The organism is Serratia sp. MF1(2023) (genome assembly GCF_030954545.1).
In the GTDB taxonomy this organism is placed as follows: Bacteria; Pseudomonadota; Gammaproteobacteria; order Enterobacterales; family Enterobacteriaceae; genus Serratia; species Serratia sarumanii.
Genome location: NZ_JAVHUX010000042.1, coordinates 62557 through 81442, shown reverse-complemented (window position 1 = coordinate 81442; position 18886 = coordinate 62557). Strand labels below are relative to the sequence as shown.

Sequence of the window (18886 nt, the reverse complement as noted above, 5' to 3'; positions counted from 1 at the left end):
CTCCTTAACGTTTGGCTTGCCAGATGCGCTGCTGGTAATCGCGGATCGAACGATCCGAGCTGAACATGCCGACGCGCGCGGTGTTAAGGATAGTCCGCCGCGTCCATTCGTCCCGATCGCGGTACAGTTCATCGACCCGGCTTTGCGCCTGGCAATACGAGGCGAAGTCCGCCAACACCAGATAGGGATCGCCGCCCTCCAGCAGGCTGTGCAGCATCATGTCGAACGCGTGCTTGTCGCCGTGGCTGAACGCGCCGCTCGCCAGCTCGTCCAAAATCGCCTTCAGGTGCTTGTCTTTCTTGCGGTAGCTGAGCGGATCGTAGCCCTTCGCCAGTATCGCCTTCACCTGCTCCACGGTATTGCCGAAGATAAAGATATTGTCTTCGCCCACCTGCTCGGCGATTTCGACGTTGGCGCCGTCCAGCGTGCCGACCGTCAGCGCGCCGTTCAGCGCCAGCTTCATATTGCCGGTGCCGGAGGCCTCTTTGCCGGCGGTGGAGATCTGCTCGGAGATATCCGCCGCCGGGATCATCAGTTCGGCCACCGACACGCGGTAGTCGGGAATGAACGCCACTTTCAGGCGATCTTTCACCAGCGGATCGTTATTGATCTTCTCGGCCGCCTGGTTGATCGCGTAGATGATGTTCTTCGCCAGGTAGTAGCCCGGCGCCGCCTTGGCGCCGAACAGGAAGACGCGCGGCACGATGTCCAGATTCGGGTTGTCGCGCAGCTGGCGATACAGCGACAGGATGTGCAGCAGGTTCAGGTGCTGGCGTTTGTACTCGTGCAGACGCTTGATCTGCACGTCGAAAATCGCGTCCGGGTCGAGCGTCAACCCCATCACGCCGTGCACGTAATGGGCCAGCGCCACCTTGTTGTCGCGTTTGATCTGCTGATAACGCTGGCGGAACGCCGCGTCGTCGGCGAATTTTTCCAGCCCGCGCAACGCGTCGAGATCGTTCGCCCATTCCACCTTCAGCGTCTCGTCGATCAGGCCCGACAGCGCCGGGTTGCACTGTTTCAGCCAGCGGCGCGGCGTGATGCCGTTGGTGACGTTATGGAATTTGTTCGGCCACAGCTGGTGATATTCCGGGAACAGATCCTTCACCACCAAATCCGAGTGCAGCTGCGCCACGCCGTTGACCGCAAAGCCGCTGACCACGCACAGGTTGGCCATGCGCACCTGCTTGTTGTGGTGAACCGCCAGTTTGGCCCACACCGCCTCGTCGCCCGGCCAGTGCTTATCCACCCGCTTTTTGAACCTGGCGTTGATCTGTTTGATGATGGAGAAATGGCGCGGCAGCAGGCTGCGCACCAGTTTTTCATCCCAGCACTCCAGCGCTTCCGGCATCAGGGTGTGGTTGGTATAGGCGAAAGTGTTGCTGGTGATCGCCCAGGCCGCCTCCCACTCCAGCTGGTGCTCGTCCAGCAGAATGCGCAGCATTTCCGGAATGGCGATGGTCGGGTGGGTGTCGTTCAGCTGGATCACTTCGTACTTCGGCAGCTCTTCAATCTTGCGGCCGGCCTGATGGTGCTTGCGCAAAATGTCCGCCACCGAGCAGGCGCACTGGAAATACTGCTGCATCAGGCGCAGGCGCTTGCCGGCCTGATGGTTGTCGTTCGGGTAGAGCACCTTGGTCAGCTTGTCGGCTTCTACGCCCTGCTTCTCCGCCTGCAGGAATTTGCCGTCGTTGAAATCGCTCAGGTTGAACGGGTGCTGATGGGTCGCCTGCCACAGGCGCAGCGGCTGCGCCACGCCGTTGCGATACCCCAGCACCGGCAGATCCCAGGCTTCGCCGCGCAGGGTGAAGGCCGGGCGCCACAGTTCGCGGCCGTCGGCCTGCTTTTCCAGCTTGCCGCCGATGCCTACGTCCACCGCCAGCGCGGCGTTGTGGCGGAACCACGGGTAGCTCTCGCGCTGCCAGTTATCCGGCGCCTCTTGCTGCTGCCCACCCTGGAACGACTGGCGGAACAGCCCGTACTGGTAGTTCAGCCCATACCCGGTGGCCGGTTGCTCCACCGTCGCCATCGAGTCAAGGAAACAGGCCGCCAGCCGCCCCAGCCCGCCGTTGCCCAGCGCCGGATCGGTTTCCTGCTCCAGCAGATCCGCCAGCTTGACGTTCTGCTCCGCCAGCGCCTGCTCGACGGTGTCGTACCAGCCCAGGTTGATCAGGTTGTTCGCCGTCAGCCGGCCGATCAGAAACTCCATCGAGATGTAGTTCACGTGGCGCAGCGGTTTGGCGCTTTTGCGCGGCGCCGGCTGTGCGGCCAGCTGCTCGGCCAGCGCCGCACTGACGGCTTCCCACCATTGATGTTGCGTCATCTGCTGTGCGGAACTGAGGCCGAACCGTTGCCACTGACGGGCAAGCGCCGCCAGAAAAGCATCCTTCTTGAGCGTAGGCTGTGACATAAGGAAAACTCTCTATCCAGTAAGTGGGTCAAATTGCCGCTATCGTGCCGGTGAGAAAGCCTGACGGCATCATCCCGCCTGGGGATTAGCTGGGGAGGAGGATTGGGGCGTAGCTGGAATTGTGATCTCAGGCACTGTTTGACTCCCTTGCAACGATGCAAAAAAGCCCGCCAACGCGTGCGGCGAGCACTGAGAACGTTAGCCATGACGTTAGCACAAGTATTCGCACTGCTGAAGTTTTGTGCATGGCCGGAAATGCGATCTGCAACCGCATCGCCGCGCGCCGACGCCAAACGTAAAAAAGTGTGATCGATAGCAACTTAACTCCAAGCCGATGCGGAAGCTTGTTGCAATACGTTTAGGGTTGGCAGAAGTTAGGGGGAGCTATTAATTACGAACCATAAAATAATTAGCGCCACTCCAATCCCGGCGGGAACCGCGATTTATACCCTGGAATACTATGCTGATCCCATCAAAACTGAGCCGCCCGGTACGGCTGCAAAATACCGTGATCCGCGATCGCCTGCTGGCCAAACTGGCCAGCGCGGGCAACTATCGCCTGACACTGGTCAATTGCCCGGCGGGATACGGAAAAACCACGCTGATCGCCCAATGGGCGGCCGGCAAGGCCGATCTGGGCTGGTATTCGCTGGACGAGAGCGACAACCAACCGGAGCGCTTCGCCAGCTACCTGATCGCCGCGCTGCAGCAGGCCAGCGGCGGCCGCTGCGTCAAGAGCGAGGCGCTGAGCCAGAAACACCAGTACGCCAGCCTGTCGGCGCTGTTCGCCCAGCTGTTTATCGAGCTGGCCGACTGGCACCAGCCGCTGTACCTGGTGATCGACGACTACCACCTGATCACCAACGACGCCATTCACGAAGCCATGCGCTTCTTCCTGCGCCATCAGCCGGAAAACCTGACGCTGATCCTGCTCTCGCGCACCCTGCCGCCGCTCGGCATCGCCAATCTGCGGGTGCGCGATCAGCTGCTGGAAATGGGCACGCAGCAGCTGGCGTTTACCCATCAGGAAGCCAAACAATTCTTCGACTGCCGCCTGGCGGCGCCGATGGAACAGCAGGACAGCAGCCGCCTGTGCGACGAAGTCGAAGGCTGGGCCACCGCGCTGCAGCTGATCGCGCTGTCGGCCCGCCAGTCTGCCTCGTCGGCTCAGCTGTCGGCCAAGCGGCTGGCGGGGCTGAACGCCAGCCACCTGTCCGACTATCTGGTGGACGAAGTGCTGGATCACGTCGATGCCGAGGCGCGCGCCTTCCTGCTGCGCTGTTCGGTGCTGCGCTCGATGAACGACGCGCTGATCGTGCGGCTGACCGGCGAAGACAACGGCCAGCAGCGGCTGGAGGAGCTGGAGCGCCAGGGGCTGTTTATCCATCGCATGGACGACACCGGCGAATGGTTCAACTTCCATCCGCTGTTCGCTTCTTTCCTGCGCCAGCGTTGCCAGTGGGAGCTGGCGCTGGAGCTGCCGGGGTTGCACCGCGCCGCCGCCGAGGGCTGGCTGGCGCTGGGGTATCCGGCGGAGGCCATTCACCATGCGCTGGCGGCCAGCGACGTCAGCATGCTGCGCGATATCCTGCTGCAACACGCCTGGTCGCTGTTCCACCACAGCGAACTGGCTTTGCTGGAGGAGTGCCTCAACGCGCTGCCTTATGAGCGCCTGATCCAAAATCCCAAGCTGGCGCTGCTGCAGGCCTGGCTGGCGCAGAGCCAGCACCGCTACGGCGAGGTCAATACCCTGCTGGAGCGCGCCGAGCGCACCATGCGCGAGCAGAAAATCGAGATAGACCAAACGCTGCACGCCGAGTTCGACGCCTTACGCGCCCAGGTGGCGATCAACGCCGGTAAACCGGAAGAGGCCGAGCGGCTGGCGACCGAAGCGTTGAAATTCCTGCCGCTGTCCAGCTATTACAGCCGCATCGTCGCCACCTCGGTGACCGGCGAAGTGCACCACTGCAAGGGCGAACTGGCGCGCGCGCTGCCGATGATGCAGCAAACCGAGCAGATGGCGCGTCGTCATCAAGCCAACCATTACGCGCTCTGGGCGCTGCTGCAGCAGAGCGAAATCCTCATCGCCCAGGGCTTCCTGCAGGCCGCTTACGAAACCCAGGACAAGGCGTTCGAACTGATCCGCGAGCAACACCTGGAACAGCTGCCGATGCACGAGTTCCTGCTGCGCATTCGCGCGCAGATCCTGTGGTCGTGGTCGCGGCTGGACGAGGCGGAAGACGCGGCGCGCACCGGGCTGAAAATCCTGGCGAACTACCAGCCGCAACAGCAGCTGCAGTGCATCGCCATGCTGGCCAAATGCTCGCTGGCGCGCGGCGATCTGGACAACGCCAATACCCATCTGCAGCGCTGCGAAACCCTGCTGCACGGCGCCCACTACCATCGCGACTGGCTGACCAACACCGACAAGTCGCGGGTGATCCACTGGCAGATGACCGGCGACACCGCCGCCGCCGCCCAATGGCTGCGCCACACCGAAAAGCCCGGCATGGCGGACAACCACTTCACGCAGGGCCAGTGGCGCAACATCGCGCGGGTGCAGATCCTGCTCGGCCAGTATGAAGAGGCCGGCGTGGTGCTGGATGAGCTGAACGAAAACGCCCGCCGCCTGCGGCTGGTGAGCGATCTCAACCGCAACCTGCTGCTCAGCAACCAGCTCTACTGGCTGCAAGAGCGCAAGGGCGAAGCGCAGCAGGCGCTGATCGAAGCGCTGTCGCTGGCCAACCGCACCGGCTTTATCAGCCACTTCGTCATCGAGGGCGAAGCGATGGCGCAGCAGCTGCGCCAGCTGATCCAGCTCAACACGCTGCCGGAGCTGGAACAGCATCGCGCCCAGCGCATCCTGCGCGACATCAACCAGCATCATCGGCACAAGTTCGCGCATTTTGACGAGAATTTCGTCGATAAGCTGCTGACCCATCCGCAGGTGCCGGAGCTGATCCGCACCAGCCCGCTCACCCAGCGCGAATGGCAGGTGCTGGGGCTGATCTATTCCGGCTACAGCAACGACCAGATCGCCGGCGAGTTGGACGTGGCGGCCACCACCATCAAGACGCACATCCGCAACCTGTATCAGAAACTGGGCGTGGCCCATCGCCAGGAAGCGGTGCAGCAAGCGCAGCAGCTGTTGAAGATGATGGGGTATGGCGCCTGAGAGTCAGCGCTGGCCGTAATAGGCGCCGGCGCCATGTTTGCGGCTGAAATGCTTTTCCAGCAGATAGTCATCGATCCGCTTCAGGCCGGGGTTAATATCCCGGCTGATCCACGCCATTTTCGCCACCTCCTCCAACACCACGGCGTTATGCACCGCCTCATCCGGCGTCCTTCCCCAACTGAACGGGCCATGCTGATACGCCAGGATGCCGGGAATGTGCAGCGGTTCACGCCCTTTCAGGGTTTCGATAATCACCCGACCGGTGTTCAGCTCATATTCCCGCGCCACCTCTTCCGCCGTCAGCCCGCGGGTACAAGGAATGTCGCCGGAAAAATAGTCGGCGTGGGTGGTGCCGAGCGCCGGTATCGCTTCACCCGCCTGCGCCCAGGCGGTGGCATGGGTGGAGTGCGTATGCACCACACCGCCGAGTTGGGGGAACGCCCGATACAGCGCCAAATGCGTCGGCGTATCGGACGAAGGCCGCAGTTGCCCCTCGACAACCTCACCTCGCGCATTCACCACCACCATATCCTCAGCCCGCATCGTTTCATAAGGTACGCCGCTGGGTTTGATCACCACCAGCCCACTGGCCCGATCGATGCCGCTGACATTGCCCCAGGTATAGGTCACCAGCCCGTGCTCAGGCAACGCCATATTGGCTCGGTACACCTGACTTTTCAGTTGCTCCAGCATGCTCCCCCCTTATTTCCAACCCGGCCTCGACCATACGTTCAACCACCCAGGCTCGCGCCTCCCGCACCGCCCGCACCGCCCGCACCGCCCGCAGCGGATCGTCCGCTTTCTCGCTCCACATCTCGAGCAGATAGGGGCCGCGATAGCCGCTCTGCAACAGCGTTTCGAAACAGCGCACGAAATCGACCACGCCCTCGCCGAACGGCACATTCTTAAACTCCCCCGGCCGCGTATCCTTAACGTGTACCGCCACGATATGTCCGCGCCCGGCCATGAGCTCCATCGGCACATCGTTGTCCCAGGCAGACAAGTTGCCGATGTCCGGGTACAGCTGAAACCACGGGTTATTCAGGTAGTGGGCATAGCCCAGCGCCTTGCTGATCGAGTTCATCAGCGGATAGTCCATGATTTCCATCGCCAGCATGACCTGCGCACGGCTGGCCATCTCCACCGCCTGCGCCAATCCGGCACGGAACCGGGCGCGGGTCTGTGCAGTTGACTGCTGGTAATAAACGTCATACCCGGCCAGTTGGATCACCCGGATGCCGGTATCCTGCGCCAGCCGAATAGCTTTTCGCACGATCTCCAGTCCCCGGTCGCGCGTGGTGTCGTCTGCACTGCCCAACGGAAAACGCCGGTGGGCGCTGAGGCATAAAGAAGGGACGCGCACACCGCTCGCCGCAACGGCGCTAACCAAGGCGAGCCGCTGTTCAGTGCTCCAGTCCAATCGCGCCAGGCGGCCGTCGCTTTCATCGATCGACATTTCAACGAAATCGAATCCCAACTCACCCGCCAGTTGCAGGCGCGTCAGCCAGTCCTCGCCCGGCGGCAACGCTTTCTCATAGATGCCCAACGGCACGGATTTGTGCAACATAACCGCTCCTCAGCCCCACAGCTGGGCAATGACGGATTTAAATTCCCGCGCCGCCGCGACCGGATCGGCGGCATCGCGAATGCTGCGTCCGGCGATAAAGACGTGGATGGGAATGCCCTGGAACAGAGGCAAATCCTCCAGCGCCAGTCCGCCGGTGACCGTCACCTTAAAACCCATCTCGCTCAGGCGACGCACCGCGCGGATATCGTCTTCGCTCCAGGCGACGCCCGCCGCCTGCGCGTCACGGCTGCGGTGGTACACCACCTGACCCATTCCCGCTTCACGCCACGCCTGCGCCTGTTCCCAGGTCCAGAACCCCGTCAGTTCGATCTGCACGTCGCCACCGAACTCATGCGCTACCTGCAGAGCGCCCTTGACCGTATTGATGTCGGCACAGCAGATCACCGTGATCCAATCGGCATGCGCCTCGAAGCACATTCGCGCCAAAATCTGACCCGCATCGGCGATTTTTGCGTCCGCCAACACGATGCGATCCGGATACAGCGCTTTCAGATCGCGCACGGCGCGCACGCCTTCCGCCACGCACAAAATAGTGCCGACTTCGATGATGTCGACTTCGGCCGCGATCAGGCGAGTCGTGTCGTAAGCCGCGGCCATGGACAGGTTATCCAGCGCCACCTGCAACATCGGTAACTGCGTGTTCATTGTTTGTCTCCTTCAATCAATTCGCCGCCGTAGACGTTTTGTCGATCAACGCCAATACCTCGCTCGCGTGGCGACAGGCCCGCAAGCGATCGAAGTTCGCCTCATCTTCAAACAGATTCACCACTTGCATGATCCCCACCTCCTGATGCGTTTTGGCGTCCACCGCCGCCAGGGTGATCAAGATGTCTATCGGATCGTTGTCCTCATCGCCGAAACACACCGGCGTTTTCAAGGTGACCAAGGCGAAGCCGGTTTTCAGCACCCCTTCCTCCGGCCGGCCGTGCGGCATCGCCAGGCCCGGCGCCAGCACGAAGTAAGGGCCGTGCCGGTCGACGCCGGCCAAAATGGCGTCGAAATAGCGCGGTTCCACCACCCCGGCAGCCACCAGCAAATCGACGCCCAACCGCACCGCCTGCCGCCAGTCAGCAGCCTCCGCCTGCAGCTGGATGGCGTTGTTTTGCGCCAACGAATCGCTCAGCTTCATCACTCGCTCCTTACTGCTTCAAATCTTGCGGAAAATGCGTGCCGATAACTTCCATCAGCTTCGGGCCGAAGTCCGCCGCCGAGAGCATATTGCGCACCCCAACCACATATTTGTTGCCGCTCACGACGATTTCGTCGGCGACATGGGTGGAAGCAATGATGATGTCGGCCCCGTTCAACTCGGATTTGTATTCCCCCACCGCACAGCTGTTGACCGAATGATTCACACCTTGCTGCGTTAAAAATTGGTCGACTTTCATTTTCATGATCATGGAACTGCCTTGCCCGCAACCGCATACCGCCAGGATTCGTACCGTCATAATCTGCACTCCTATTAACGTGACGCTGGTTCAACCGATTGTTTTTCAGCATCTTCTTCCGCACGCAGGGTGCGTCCGGCGAAGAACATGTACAGCAGGGCGATAACGATCACCACCCCCATAAACCACAGGCCCAGACTCAGCCCCTGCATCAGCGGCGGCGCCAGAATCGACCAGTCCGCCATGCCCATCCAGGCGCTTAGCCCGGTCAGTTTGATGGCCCACACGCAGCCGAAGATCTCTATCATTCCCATCACCAGACAGATCTTCATCGCCGCGCGCCAGCCGCCGAAGTGGTTAGCGAATACGCCGATGGTGGCGTTAGAAAAGAACATGGGAATGAAACCGGGAATGATCATGATGGAAGAGCCGAGCGCCAACAGTATGCCGACGGCGATCAGTTGGCCGATGGTGCCCCACATAAAACCCCACACCACGGCGTTGGGCGCGAAGCTATAAATGGCGGCGCAGTCGATGGCCAGTACCGCGCCGGGGATCAGACGTTGGGATATACCGTTAAAGGCCTCGGTCAATTCGGCGACGAACATGCGCACGCCCTGCACGATGATGAAAATCGCCACCGCGAACATCAGCCCGGTTTGCAGGATATAAATGCTCCAGTGGGTTTTACCGGCCATCGCCTGCAGAGTGTCCAAGCCGAACGAGCACAGAATGATGCCGAAAAACAGCGTCATCACGATGGCGGTGGACACGATGTTGTCATGGAAAATGTTCAGCCACCCGGGCAGCTTCAGATCTTCCACGCTGTCCTCTTTTTTACCGAGATACGGTGCGGCCTTGTAGGCCAGCCACGAAGCGAACTGCTGTTGATGCCCGATCGAGAAGCCGCTGTTTTCCGTTACCGCCTGCGTCGGCTTGAACATCATGTTGGAGGTGATGCCCCAGTACAGTGAAGCCAATAGCGCGCTGCACAATACCGTCGTCCACATGCCGTAACCCAGAATGTAGAAAAATACCGCGATCAGCCCGACCTGCTGAAACATGATGTGGCCGGTGAGCATGATGGTACGAATCCCGGTAATACGCCGCAGCAGTACGTAGAGAATGTTCAGCGCCAATGCCAGCAATACCGCGTAGCCGACCCAGCTGTAGGCGTCCCCCATACGTTCGATGGTGGCCATCATCGAAGCATAGGTGTCCGAAATCGCCCCGTTGATGCCGTATACCTCGGACAACTTCGCCACAACCGGTTTGAACGTGCCGGTCAGGATGCCGGAGCCGGCCTGCAATAACATGAAACCGATAATGGTCTTGATGGTGCCTTTGATGATGACCGCCGCGCTTTTGCGCAGCAACGTGTAACCCAGCAGTGTAACCAGCCCCAGCAGCAGCGGCGCATTGGTCATCACCTGGTTAAAAAAGACGGTGAAGATGGTGTAAAGGGTTTCCATACGGCTCTCCCGGAAAGGTTGGCGTGCAGGTAACGCTTTCACCATATCAATCACCAATAATCACAAAAAGATCATAAATGATTATTTGTGAACAACCTCGCAAGATAAAAATCAATTCCACTAACATTCAATGAATTAAGCAACACTCATTTTATTACCCATTGAATTTAATAGCAGTAACCAGGAGAAACATAAGCGCCATGGGCAGTGTCGCACGCGAATAAGGCGGCGTTGACGGGAGTTAAGATCGTTGTCAGCTGAAAAAAACGATGCTAGATTCAATCAAAACAAGTCACATAAAATCCTAATGTGATTACTTATGATTTTATCATCACCGACAATGAGGAAAAACCCATGAGTAAAGTCAACGACATCACCCGCGAGTCCTGGATATTGAACACCTTTCCCGAATGGGGCACTTGGCTGAACGAAGAGATAGAGCAGGAGAAAGTCGCGCCCGGCACCTTCGCCATGTGGTGGCTGGGCTGCACCGGCATCTGGCTCAAGTCTGAAGAAGGCGCCAACCTGTGCGTCGATTTTTGGTGCGGCACCGGCAAGCAGAGCCACGCCAACCCGCTGATGAAAACCGGCCACCAAATGCAGCGCATGGCCGGGGTGCGGAAACTGCAGCCGAACCTGCGCACCACCCCATTCGTACTCGACCCGTTCGCCATCACCCAGCTCGACGCCGTGCTGGCCACGCACGATCACAACGACCATATCGATGTGAACGTCGCGGCGGCCGTGTTGCAGAACTGCCCCGAATCCGTCCCGTTTATCGGGCCGAAAAGCTGCGTGGATATCTGGATCGGCTGGGGCGTGCCGCCGGCGCGCTGCATCACCGTCAAACCTGGCGACGTGATAAAAATCAAAGACGTCGAAATTCATGCGCTGGATGCTTTCGATCGCACGGCGCTGATCACATTACCGGTGGAACAAAAGGCCGCGGGCGTACTGCCGGACGGCATGGATCTGCGTGCGGTCAACTACCTGTTCAAAACGCCGGGCGGCAACCTTTATCACAGCGGCGATTCTCACTACTCCAACTATTACGCCAAGCACGGCAACGATCACCACATTGATGTCGCCCTCGGCTCCTACGGCGAGAACCCACGCGGCATTACCGACAAGATGACCAGCGCCGACATCTTGCGCATGGCGGAATCGTTGAACGCCAAGGTCGTGATCCCCTTCCACCACGATATTTGGTCGAATTTCCAGGCAGACCCGCAGGAGATCCGCGTGTTGTGGGACATGAAAAAAGATCGGCTCAAGTACGGTTTCAAACCCTTTATCTGGCAGGTTGGCGGCAAGTTCATCTGGCCGCAGGACAAAGACAATCTGGAATATCACTATCCGCGCGGGTTCGATGATTGTTTCACCCAGGAACCTGACCTGCCCTTCAAGTCTTTCTTGTAATCAACCGGTGTTGCATACTGATGCGCGCTTTTGAACGGCAATGATTCAAATCGTCAAACGGCGCGCATATAATCGAAGGCAACGACGTTCTTCTCACCCTGATGGAGCCCGCATGACAGAGTCCCAACGCCACAATGCCATTCTCGATCTCTTGCATCGCAAGGGGCAAATCTCCGTGGCGGACGTGATCGCGGCGTTTGACATCTCTCCGGCCACCGCGCGCCGGGACATCAACAAACTGAATGAAATTGGCAAATTGCGCAAAGTGCGCAATGGCGCCGAAGCCACGCAAACCCCGCGCCCGGCCTGGACGCCGCTCAACATCCACCAGACCCAGCATCTCGATGAAAAAATGCGCATCGCGGCAGCGGCGGCGCAACTCTGTCAGCCGGGCGAAAGCGTGGTGATCAACTGCGGTTCCACCGCATTTCTGCTGGGGCGTGAAATTTGCGGCAAGCCGGTTCAGGTGATCACCAACTACCTGCCGCTGGCCAACTACCTGATCGAACAGGACCATGACAGCGTGGTGATCATGGGTGGCCAGTACAACAAGACTCAGTCGATTACCCTGGCGCCTCAGGACGGCGACGCGACGCTGTACGCCGGGCACTGGATGTTCACCAGCGGTATCGGCCTTACCGCCGAGGGTTTGTATAAAACGGATATGCTGACCGCCATGGCGGAGCAAAAGATGCTCAACTACGTCGGTAAACTGGTGGTGCTGGTCGACAGCAGCAAAGTCGGCCAACGCGCCGGCATGCTGTTCAGCCGCACCGAGCAAATCGCCATGGTGATCACCGGCCGCGCTGCCAATCCGGCGATCGTTGAGCAACTGCGTCAACAGGGCGTTGAAGTGCTGCTGGTGTGACAAAACCACACCCTTGCTCTGGTCTTAAACGCCGCAGAGTTGGTTACAATAGCGGCGTCCCCCAATTACGAGGCAGTCAGCAGTATGGAACAGTTCGAAGCGATCAACGTTGAGCAAGCGTACGCCCGCTGGAAAGAGGGCAGCGCCGCCCTGGTCGACATCCGCGATCCGCAAAGTTTTGAAGCCGGGCATACGCCGGGCGCCTTTCACCTCACCAACGCCACCCTGTCGGCCTTTATGCAGCAAAACGACTTCGAGCGGCCGGTAATGGTGATGTGCTACCACGGCAACAGCAGCCGCAGCGCGGCGCAGTACCTGCTGCACCAGGGGTTTGACGCGGTCTACAGCATCGACGGCGGCTTCGAGGCCTGGGCCCGCCAGTATCCGCAAGACGTGGAAACCTCTGCCTGATCCCCGCCGCCCGCCGTGCGTCGGCGGGCTTCCCCTTCGATTTTGTGCGCGTTTTCGCGGGTTTTTCGCAGATCCGTTTGCCAGCGCTCAGGATTTCGACGTTATAATCGGCCGTCAGGGTCGCCGGCGGGCAAGCCGCGGCCAAAATCATTCACTTACGACGGAAGAGCAATGGTTAGAGTAATCGCCGTATCCAACCCGCGCCTGGCGCTGGCCTTTGTCGACTATATGGCGACCCAGGGCATCCGGCTTGAGCTGCGCAACAGCGGCGAGGCGGCGGAAATCTGGCTGGCCGACGACGTTCACCTCGAGCAGGTGCAACACGAGCTGCAGCAGTTTCTGACCGATCCGCTCAACCGCCGTTATCAGGCCGCCAGTTGGCAGACCGGCCATACCGACGCCGGCCTGCACTATCAGAGCGAATCCTATCTGCACACCCTGCGCAGCAAGGCCGGGCCGCTGACGCTCGGCGTGATGGTGCTGTGCATCGCGGTCTATATTCTGATGCAGGCGCTGGGCGACGACACCGTGATGTACTGGCTCTCCTGGCCGCAAAACAGCAGCCAATACACGCAGCTGTGGCGCTGGGTCAGCCATGCGTTCCTGCACTTCTCCCTGCTGCATATTCTGTTTAACCTGATGTGGTGGTGGTATCTCGGCGGCCAGATGGAAAAACGCCTCGGTGCCGGCAAGCTGTTCGTGCTGGCGGTGGTGTCGGCCTTCTTCAGCGGCTGGGCGCAATCGCTGTTCAGCGGCGCGCTGTTCGGCGGGCTGTCGGGCGTGGTTTATGCGCTGATGGGCTATGTCTGGCTAACGGGTGAACGGGCGCCGGAGCGCGGCCTGATGCTGCCGCGCGGCCTGATGGCGTTCTCGGTGCTGTGGCTGGTGGCCGGATATTTCGATATTTTAGGAATGTCGATCGCCAACGCGGCACACGTAGCCGGTTTAGTGTTAGGGTTATTGATGGCATTTTGGGATACGCGTCATCGCGCACACAACGAACAATAACAGCCGGGAGCTGTGCCCAGCGGGCATAGCGGGCGTTTTAGGGGATTATCGTGAAGCAAACACAGCGTCATGACGCAATTATCGAGCTGGTGCGCCTGCAGGGTTACGTCAGCACGGAAGAGCTGGTCGAACATTTTGACGTCAGCCCGCAAACGATTCGCCGCGATTTGAATGACCTGGCCGACCAGAACAAAATCCAGCGTCACCACGGCGGCGCGGCGCTGCCTTCCAGCTCGGTCAACGCTGCCTATAACGATCGCAAGGTGATGTGGTCGGAAGAGAAGGCCCGCATCGCGCAGCGCGTCGCCAGCCAGATCCCGGACGGCGCCACGCTGTTCATCGATATCGGCACCACGCCGGAAGCGGTGGCCCATGCGCTGATGAACCACAAGAACCTGCGCGTGGTCACCAACAACCTCAACGTCGCCACCCTGCTGACCGCCAAGGAAGACTTCCGTCTGATCCTGGCCGGCGGCGAAGTGCGCACCCGCGACGGCGGCATCATGGGCGAAGCCACCCTGGACTTTATCTCCCAATTCCGCCTCGATTACGGCATTCTCGGCATCAGCGGCATCGATATGGACGGCTCGCTGCTCGAATTCGACTATCACGAAGTGCGCACCAAACGCGCGATTATCGAAAATTCCCGCTGCGTAATGCTGGTCACCGACCACTCCAAATTCGGCCGCAACGCCATGGTCAACCTGGGCAACATGAATCTGATCGACTACCTGTTTACCGACCAGCTGCCGCCGCCGAGCGTGATGAAAATCATCGAGCAGTACGACGTGCAGCTGGAGCTGTGCTGATCCGCCGTTAATCCGCGGGGCGCGCCGCCGCCCCGTTTCCCACCCCCGACGCCCCCTTTTCGACAGCCGTTTGCCCGCCCGCGCAATATCCTTATCATTTATGTGCCTATCATCACCAAACTGTTACCTTTATCACGCCTAAATGTTTTTGTTTGGTTAAGTCTTGGCTTGCTTGTTGGTTTTTGATTACAATCATGAGCGAAAACGAACATGAAAGAGCTATTTCGAACATCTGGAGGAAGATGACGTGGAAACCAAAGACTTGATCGTTATCGGTGGCGGCATCAACGGTGCCGGCATCGCGGCGGATGCTGCCGGGCGCGGGCTGTCGGTACTGCTACTGGAAGCGCAAGACTTGGCCTGTGCTACGTCTTCCGCCAGTTCCAAACTGATCCACGGTGGCCTGCGCTACCTGGAACACTACGAATTCCGTTTGGTGAGCGAAGCGCTGGCCGAACGTGAAGTGCTGCTGAAGCTGGCGCCGCACATCGCGTTCCCAATGCGTTTCCGCCTGCCGCACCAGCCGCACCTGCGCCCGGCCTGGATGATCCGTATCGGCCTGTTCCTGTACGATCACCTGGGCAAACGCACCAGCCTGCCGGGCAGCAAGGGCTTGCGCTTTGGACCAGAGTCGGTGCTGAAGCCTGAATTGAAGCGCGGTTTCGAATATTCCGACTGCTGGGTCGACGATGCTCGCCTGGTGGTGCTGAACGCGCAGGAAGTGGAAAAACGCGGCGGCGAAGTGCGCACCCGCACCAAAGTGACCCGCGCATGGCGTGAAAACGGCATGTGGATGGTGGAAGCGGTCGATATCGACAGCGGCAAAACCTTCACCTGGCGCGCCAAAGGCCTGGTGAACGCCACCGGCCCGTGGGTGAAAAACTTCTTCGACGACGGCCTGAAGCTGAAATCGCCTTACGGCATCCGCCTGATCAAAGGCAGCCACATCGTGGTGCCGCGCGTACACGATCAGCCGCAGTCTTACATTCTACAGAACGAAGACCACCGCATCGTGTTCGTGATCCCGTGGAATGACGAGTTCTCCATCATCGGCACCACCGACGTGGAGTACAAAGGCGATCCGAAGGACGTGAAGATCGACGAGAACGAAATCGCTTATCTGCTGAAAGTGTACAACGATCACTTCAAGAAGCAGCTGGGCCGCGACGACATCGTCTGGACTTACTCCGGCGTGCGTCCGCTGTGCGACGACGAATCCGATTCGCCGCAGGCGATCACCCGCGATTACACGCTGGACGTGCACGACGAACAAGGCAAGGCGCCGCTGCTGTCGGTCTTCGGCGGCAAGCTGACCACCTACCGCAAGCTAGCCGAGCACGCGATGGAAAAACTGGCCCACTACTACCCAGGCTGCGGTCCGGCGTGGACCAAAAACGCCACGCTGCCGGGCGGTGACATCGGCGGCGATCGCGACGGCTACGCGGCCAAATTACGCCGCGCCCACGGCTGGTTGCCGGAAGCGCTGGCGCGCCGCTATGCCCGCACCTACGGTAGCCAGAGCGAGCTGATCCTGGCCGGCGCCAACGGCCTCGCCGATCTGGGCGAAGATTTCGGCCACGGTCTGTATGAAGCCGAACTGCGCTACCTGACCGAGAAAGAGTGGGTCGTAGAGCTGGACGACGCCATCTGGCGCCGCACCAAGCTGGGCATGTGGCTGGACGAAGCGCAGCAGGCGCGAGTGAAAGCCTGGCTGGCGGAACACGCGAAAACGAAAACGCTGTCTCTGGCTTCCTGAGCCGCAGCGTAACAAAGAAAGGGCCGGTTATCCGGCCCTTTTCTTTGCTCTTCCTCGCACGCTTTACAGCTTCACCGGCTGAATGTGCCAGATTTCATCCGCATATTCCTGAATGGTGCGATCGGAGGAGAAGTAGCCCATGTTGGCGATATTCAGCACCGCGCGCCGCGTCCACTCGTCCTGATTGAGATACACCTCGTCCACCTTGTCCTGCGTGTCCACGTAGCTGCGGTAATCCGCCAACAGCTGATAGTGATCGCCGAGGTTGACCAGCGAGTCGAACAAATTGCCATAGCGTTTCGGCTCTTCCGGGCTGAACACGCCGGTGGCGATCTGCGTCAGCGCCTGATGCAGCTCCGGGTCTTGCTCATAGTACTGGCGCGGGTTGTAACCGTTGCGGCGCAGTTCCTCCACCTGCTCGGCGGTATTGCCGAAGATAAAGATATTCTCCTCCCCCACGTGCTCGCGCATCTCGACGTTGGCGCCGTCCAGCGTACCGATGGTCAGCGCGCCGTTCAGCGCGAACTTCATGTTGCTGGTGCCCGAGGCCTCGGTGCCCGCCAGCGAGATCTGTTCCGACAGATCCGCCGCCGGGATAATGATCTGCGCCAGGCTGACGCCGTAGTTCGGAATGAACACCACCTTCAGCTGGGTATGCACGCGCGGATCGTTGTTGATCACTTTGGCCACATCGTTGATCAAGCGGATGATCTGCTTGGCGGCATAGTAGGCCGAGGCCGCCTTGCCGGCGAAGATCACCACCCGCGGCACGCGATCGATCTCCGGATCGTCCAGCAGACGGTTATACAGCGTGATGACGTGCAGCACGTTGAGCAGCTGCCGTTTGTACTCGTGGATGCGCTTGATCTGCACGTCGAACAGCGCATCCGGGTTGACCACCACGTTGAGCGTTTTGGCGATGTACAGCGCCAGCCGCTCCTTGTTCTGCCGCTTGGCGCGCTGCACCGCCTGCAGGAAACTCGGGTAATCGACGTTGGCTTTGATCTCGCTCAGCTGGCTGAGATCGGTGCGCCAGGTTTGGCCGATGCAGTCGTCCAACACCGCCGCCAGCGGCGGGTTGGCCAGCGCCAGCCAACGGCGCGGCGTCACCCCGTTGGTTTTGTTGCAGAAACGATTGGGGAACAGCCGGGCGAAGTCGGCGAACAGCGACTGCACCATCAGTTCGGAATGCAGGGCGGAAACGCCGTTGACCTTGTGGCTGGCCACCACCGCCAGCCACGCCATGCGCACCCGGCGGCCGTTGGTTTCGTCGATGATCGAGACCCGCGCCAGCAGGTCGTTGTCGCCCGGCGCCACTTCCTGCACCATCTTGAGGAAGTGATCGTTGATTTCGAAAATCAGCTGCAGGTGGCGCGGCAAGATGCGGCCAATCATGTCCAGCGGCCAGGTCTCCAGCGCCTCGCTCATCAGCGTGTGGTTGGTGTAAGAAAACACCTGCTCCACCACTTCCCAGGCGTCGAGCCACTTGAATTTGTGCTCGTCGATCAGCCGGTGCATCAGCTCGGGAATCGACAAGACCGGGTGAGTGTCGTTGAGGTGAATGGCGATCTTGTCCGCCAGGTTGTCGAAGGTTTTGTGCATCAGCCAATGGCGGTTGAGGATGTCCTGCACCGTCGCCGACACCAGGAAATACTCCTGCCGCAGCCGCAGCTCGCGCCCGGAGGAGGTCGAGTCGTCCGGATACAGCACGCGCGACACGTTCTCCGAGTGGTTTTTATCCTCCACCGCGGCGAAATAATCGCCCTGGTTGAACTTGCCGAGGTTGATCTCGTTACTGGCCTGCGCGCCCCACAGCCGCAGGGTGTTGGTGGCGTCGGTGTCGAAACCGGGGATCACCTGATCGTAGGCGATGGCCACGACCTCTTCGGTCTCCAGCCAGCGCGCCTTGGCGCCCTCCTGCTGCACGCGGCCGCCGAAGCGCACCTTGTAGCGGGTGTTGTGGCGCGGAAACTCCCACGGATTGCCGTACTCCAGCCAGTAGTCCGGCGACTCCATCTGTTGGCCGTTGACGATGTTCTGCTTGAACATGCCGTACTCGTAGCGAATGCCGTAGCCGCGCCCCGGCAGCGCCAGCGTCGCCAGCGAATCGAGGAAGCAGGCCGCCAGGCGGCCCAGACCGCCGTTGCCGAGGCCAGGGTCGTTCTCTTCTTCCAGCAGTTCACCCAGGCTCAACCCCATTTCGTTCAGCGCGTTGTCGATATCCTGATAGATGCCCATCGACAGCAGCGCGTTCGACAGGGTGCGGCCGATCAGAAACTCCATCGACAGGTAATACACCTGCCGCACGTCCTGCGACAGCTGGGCGCGGTTGGAACGCAGCCAGCGTTCAACCATGCGATCGCGCACCGCGAACAGCACGGCGTTCAGCCAGTCGTGCCGGTTGGCGATGGCCGGATCCTTGCCGACGATAAACATCAGCTTATAGGCGATGGAGTGTTTCAGCGCTTCCACACTGACCGTAGGTGAGGTGTAACTAAACGGTGAAGTCATGGCTTTTTAATCCCTTGTAGGGAGCCCAGCCATTCGCCGCGGAATAGCGGGCCCCGCTGAACATGGACGCG

Annotated in this window: 15 protein-coding genes; 7 read left to right on the top strand and 8 right to left on the bottom strand. The window is 60.2% G+C overall.

From position 1 onward, the window contains the following. Positions 1–4: 4 nt before the first annotated feature. Positions 5–2410, bottom strand: coding sequence for a maltodextrin phosphorylase (gene malP, locus REA38_RS20240; protein ID WP_060423631.1), 2406 nt, complete (start codon positions 2408–2410; stop codon positions 5–7). A 460-nt stretch (positions 2411–2870) separates the two neighbouring features. Here malP and malT point away from each other — a divergent pair, with 460 nt between their 5' ends. Then, positions 2871–5585 carry an HTH-type transcriptional regulator MalT gene (gene malT / locus REA38_RS20235; RefSeq protein WP_033649340.1) on the top strand — a complete coding sequence of 905 codons (2715 nt, stop codon included), beginning with the start codon at positions 2871–2873 and terminating at the stop codon, positions 5583–5585. Positions 5586–5588: 3 nt separating this feature from the next. Here the strand turns inward: malT and REA38_RS20230 are convergent, their stop codons facing one another. Genes REA38_RS20230 through ulaA form a run of 6 tightly spaced genes read right to left on the bottom strand, consistent with a single transcriptional unit; the run spans position 5589 to position 10033 of the window. After that, on the bottom strand, positions 5589–6275 hold the full coding sequence (locus REA38_RS20230; protein WP_033638611.1) for an L-ribulose-5-phosphate 4-epimerase: 687 nt from the start codon (positions 6273–6275) through the stop codon (positions 5589–5591). After that, on the bottom strand, positions 6226–7152 hold the full coding sequence (locus REA38_RS20225; RefSeq protein WP_308886524.1) for an L-ribulose-5-phosphate 3-epimerase: 927 nt from the start codon (positions 7150–7152) through the stop codon (positions 6226–6228). The genes REA38_RS20230 and REA38_RS20225 overlap by 50 nt, the downstream gene beginning before the upstream one ends. A 9-nt stretch (positions 7153–7161) precedes the next feature. Then, positions 7162–7818 carry a 3-keto-L-gulonate-6-phosphate decarboxylase UlaD gene (locus REA38_RS20220; protein ID WP_033649343.1) on the bottom strand — a complete coding sequence of 219 codons (657 nt, stop codon included), beginning with the start codon at positions 7816–7818 and terminating at the stop codon, positions 7162–7164. 16 nt (positions 7819–7834) lie between these two features. Then, positions 7835–8302 (bottom strand): PTS ascorbate transporter subunit IIA, encoded by a 468-nt coding sequence (gene ulaC, locus REA38_RS20215; RefSeq protein ID WP_033649344.1) that lies wholly within the window; start codon positions 8300–8302, stop codon positions 7835–7837. Positions 8303–8312: 10 nt separating this feature from the next. After that, positions 8313–8621, bottom strand: a complete 309-nt coding sequence (ulaB, locus tag REA38_RS20210; protein WP_033636327.1) for a PTS ascorbate transporter subunit IIB — start codon at positions 8619–8621, stop codon at positions 8313–8315. A gap of 14 nt (positions 8622–8635) precedes the next feature. Continuing rightward, complete coding sequence (gene ulaA, locus REA38_RS20205) at positions 8636–10033, bottom strand: PTS ascorbate transporter subunit IIC (protein ID WP_033636328.1); 1398 nt, start codon at positions 10031–10033, stop codon at positions 8636–8638. A 354-nt stretch (positions 10034–10387) separates the two neighbouring features. On the opposite strand from ulaA, the gene ulaG reads away from it, so the two are divergent. From ulaG to glpD, 6 genes are all read left to right on the top strand, one after another. Further along, on the top strand, positions 10388–11452 hold the full coding sequence (gene ulaG, locus REA38_RS20200; RefSeq protein WP_039569257.1) for an L-ascorbate 6-phosphate lactonase: 1065 nt from the start codon (positions 10388–10390) through the stop codon (positions 11450–11452). 112 nt (positions 11453–11564) lie between these two features. Further along, positions 11565–12320 carry an HTH-type transcriptional regulator UlaR gene (ulaR, locus tag REA38_RS20195; protein WP_033636329.1) on the top strand — a complete coding sequence of 252 codons (756 nt, stop codon included), beginning with the start codon at positions 11565–11567 and terminating at the stop codon, positions 12318–12320. A gap of 84 nt (positions 12321–12404) precedes the next feature. Continuing rightward, positions 12405–12731, top strand: coding sequence for a thiosulfate sulfurtransferase GlpE (glpE, locus tag REA38_RS20190; RefSeq protein WP_019455180.1), 327 nt, complete (start codon positions 12405–12407; stop codon positions 12729–12731). A gap of 171 nt (positions 12732–12902) precedes the next feature. Continuing rightward, entirely contained in the window at positions 12903–13739 is an 837-nt protein-coding gene (gene glpG / locus REA38_RS20185) for a rhomboid family intramembrane serine protease GlpG (RefSeq protein ID WP_039569119.1), read from the top strand. 50 nt (positions 13740–13789) lie between these two features. Next, positions 13790–14548, top strand: coding sequence for a DeoR/GlpR family transcriptional regulator (locus tag REA38_RS20180; protein WP_004930797.1), 759 nt, complete (start codon positions 13790–13792; stop codon positions 14546–14548). A 247-nt stretch (positions 14549–14795) separates the two neighbouring features. Continuing rightward, the gene (gene glpD / locus REA38_RS20175) at positions 14796–16304 is read left to right on the top strand and encodes a glycerol-3-phosphate dehydrogenase (protein ID WP_033654445.1); all 1509 of its coding nucleotides are present in this window, start codon (positions 14796–14798) and stop codon (positions 16302–16304) included. 63 nt (positions 16305–16367) lie between these two features. On the opposite strand, the gene glgP is transcribed toward glpD, so the two are convergent. After that, positions 16368–18815, bottom strand: coding sequence for a glycogen phosphorylase (glgP, locus tag REA38_RS20170; RefSeq protein ID WP_049235333.1), 2448 nt, complete (start codon positions 18813–18815; stop codon positions 16368–16370). Positions 18816–18886 lie beyond the last annotated feature (71 nt).

Bases quoted from the DNA above. Each gene is read 5' to 3' on its own strand.
- malP (WP_060423631.1), bottom strand. From the start codon at position 2,410: ATGTCACAGCCTACGCTCAAGAAGGATGCTTTTCTGGCGGCGCTTGCC.
- malT (WP_033649340.1), top strand. From the start codon at position 2,871: ATGCTGATCCCATCAAAACTGAGCCGCCCGGTACGGCTGCAAAATACC.
- REA38_RS20225 (WP_308886524.1), bottom strand. From the start codon at position 7,152: ATGTTGCACAAATCCGTGCCGTTGGGCATCTATGAGAAAGCGTTGCCG.
- REA38_RS20220 (WP_033649343.1), bottom strand. From the start codon at position 7,818: ATGAACACGCAGTTACCGATGTTGCAGGTGGCGCTGGATAACCTGTCC.
- ulaC (WP_033649344.1), bottom strand. From the start codon at position 8,302: ATGAAGCTGAGCGATTCGTTGGCGCAAAACAACGCCATCCAGCTGCAG.
- ulaB (WP_033636327.1), bottom strand. From the start codon at position 8,621: ATGACGGTACGAATCCTGGCGGTATGCGGTTGCGGGCAAGGCAGTTCC.
- ulaA (WP_033636328.1), bottom strand. From the start codon at position 10,033: ATGGAAACCCTTTACACCATCTTCACCGTCTTTTTTAACCAGGTGATG.
- ulaG (WP_039569257.1), top strand. From the start codon at position 10,388: ATGAGTAAAGTCAACGACATCACCCGCGAGTCCTGGATATTGAACACC.
- ulaR (WP_033636329.1), top strand. From the start codon at position 11,565: ATGACAGAGTCCCAACGCCACAATGCCATTCTCGATCTCTTGCATCGC.
- glpE (WP_019455180.1), top strand. From the start codon at position 12,405: ATGGAACAGTTCGAAGCGATCAACGTTGAGCAAGCGTACGCCCGCTGG.
- glpG (WP_039569119.1), top strand. From the start codon at position 12,903: ATGGTTAGAGTAATCGCCGTATCCAACCCGCGCCTGGCGCTGGCCTTT.
- glgP (WP_049235333.1), bottom strand. From the start codon at position 18,815: ATGACTTCACCGTTTAGTTACACCTCACCTACGGTCAGTGTGGAAGCG.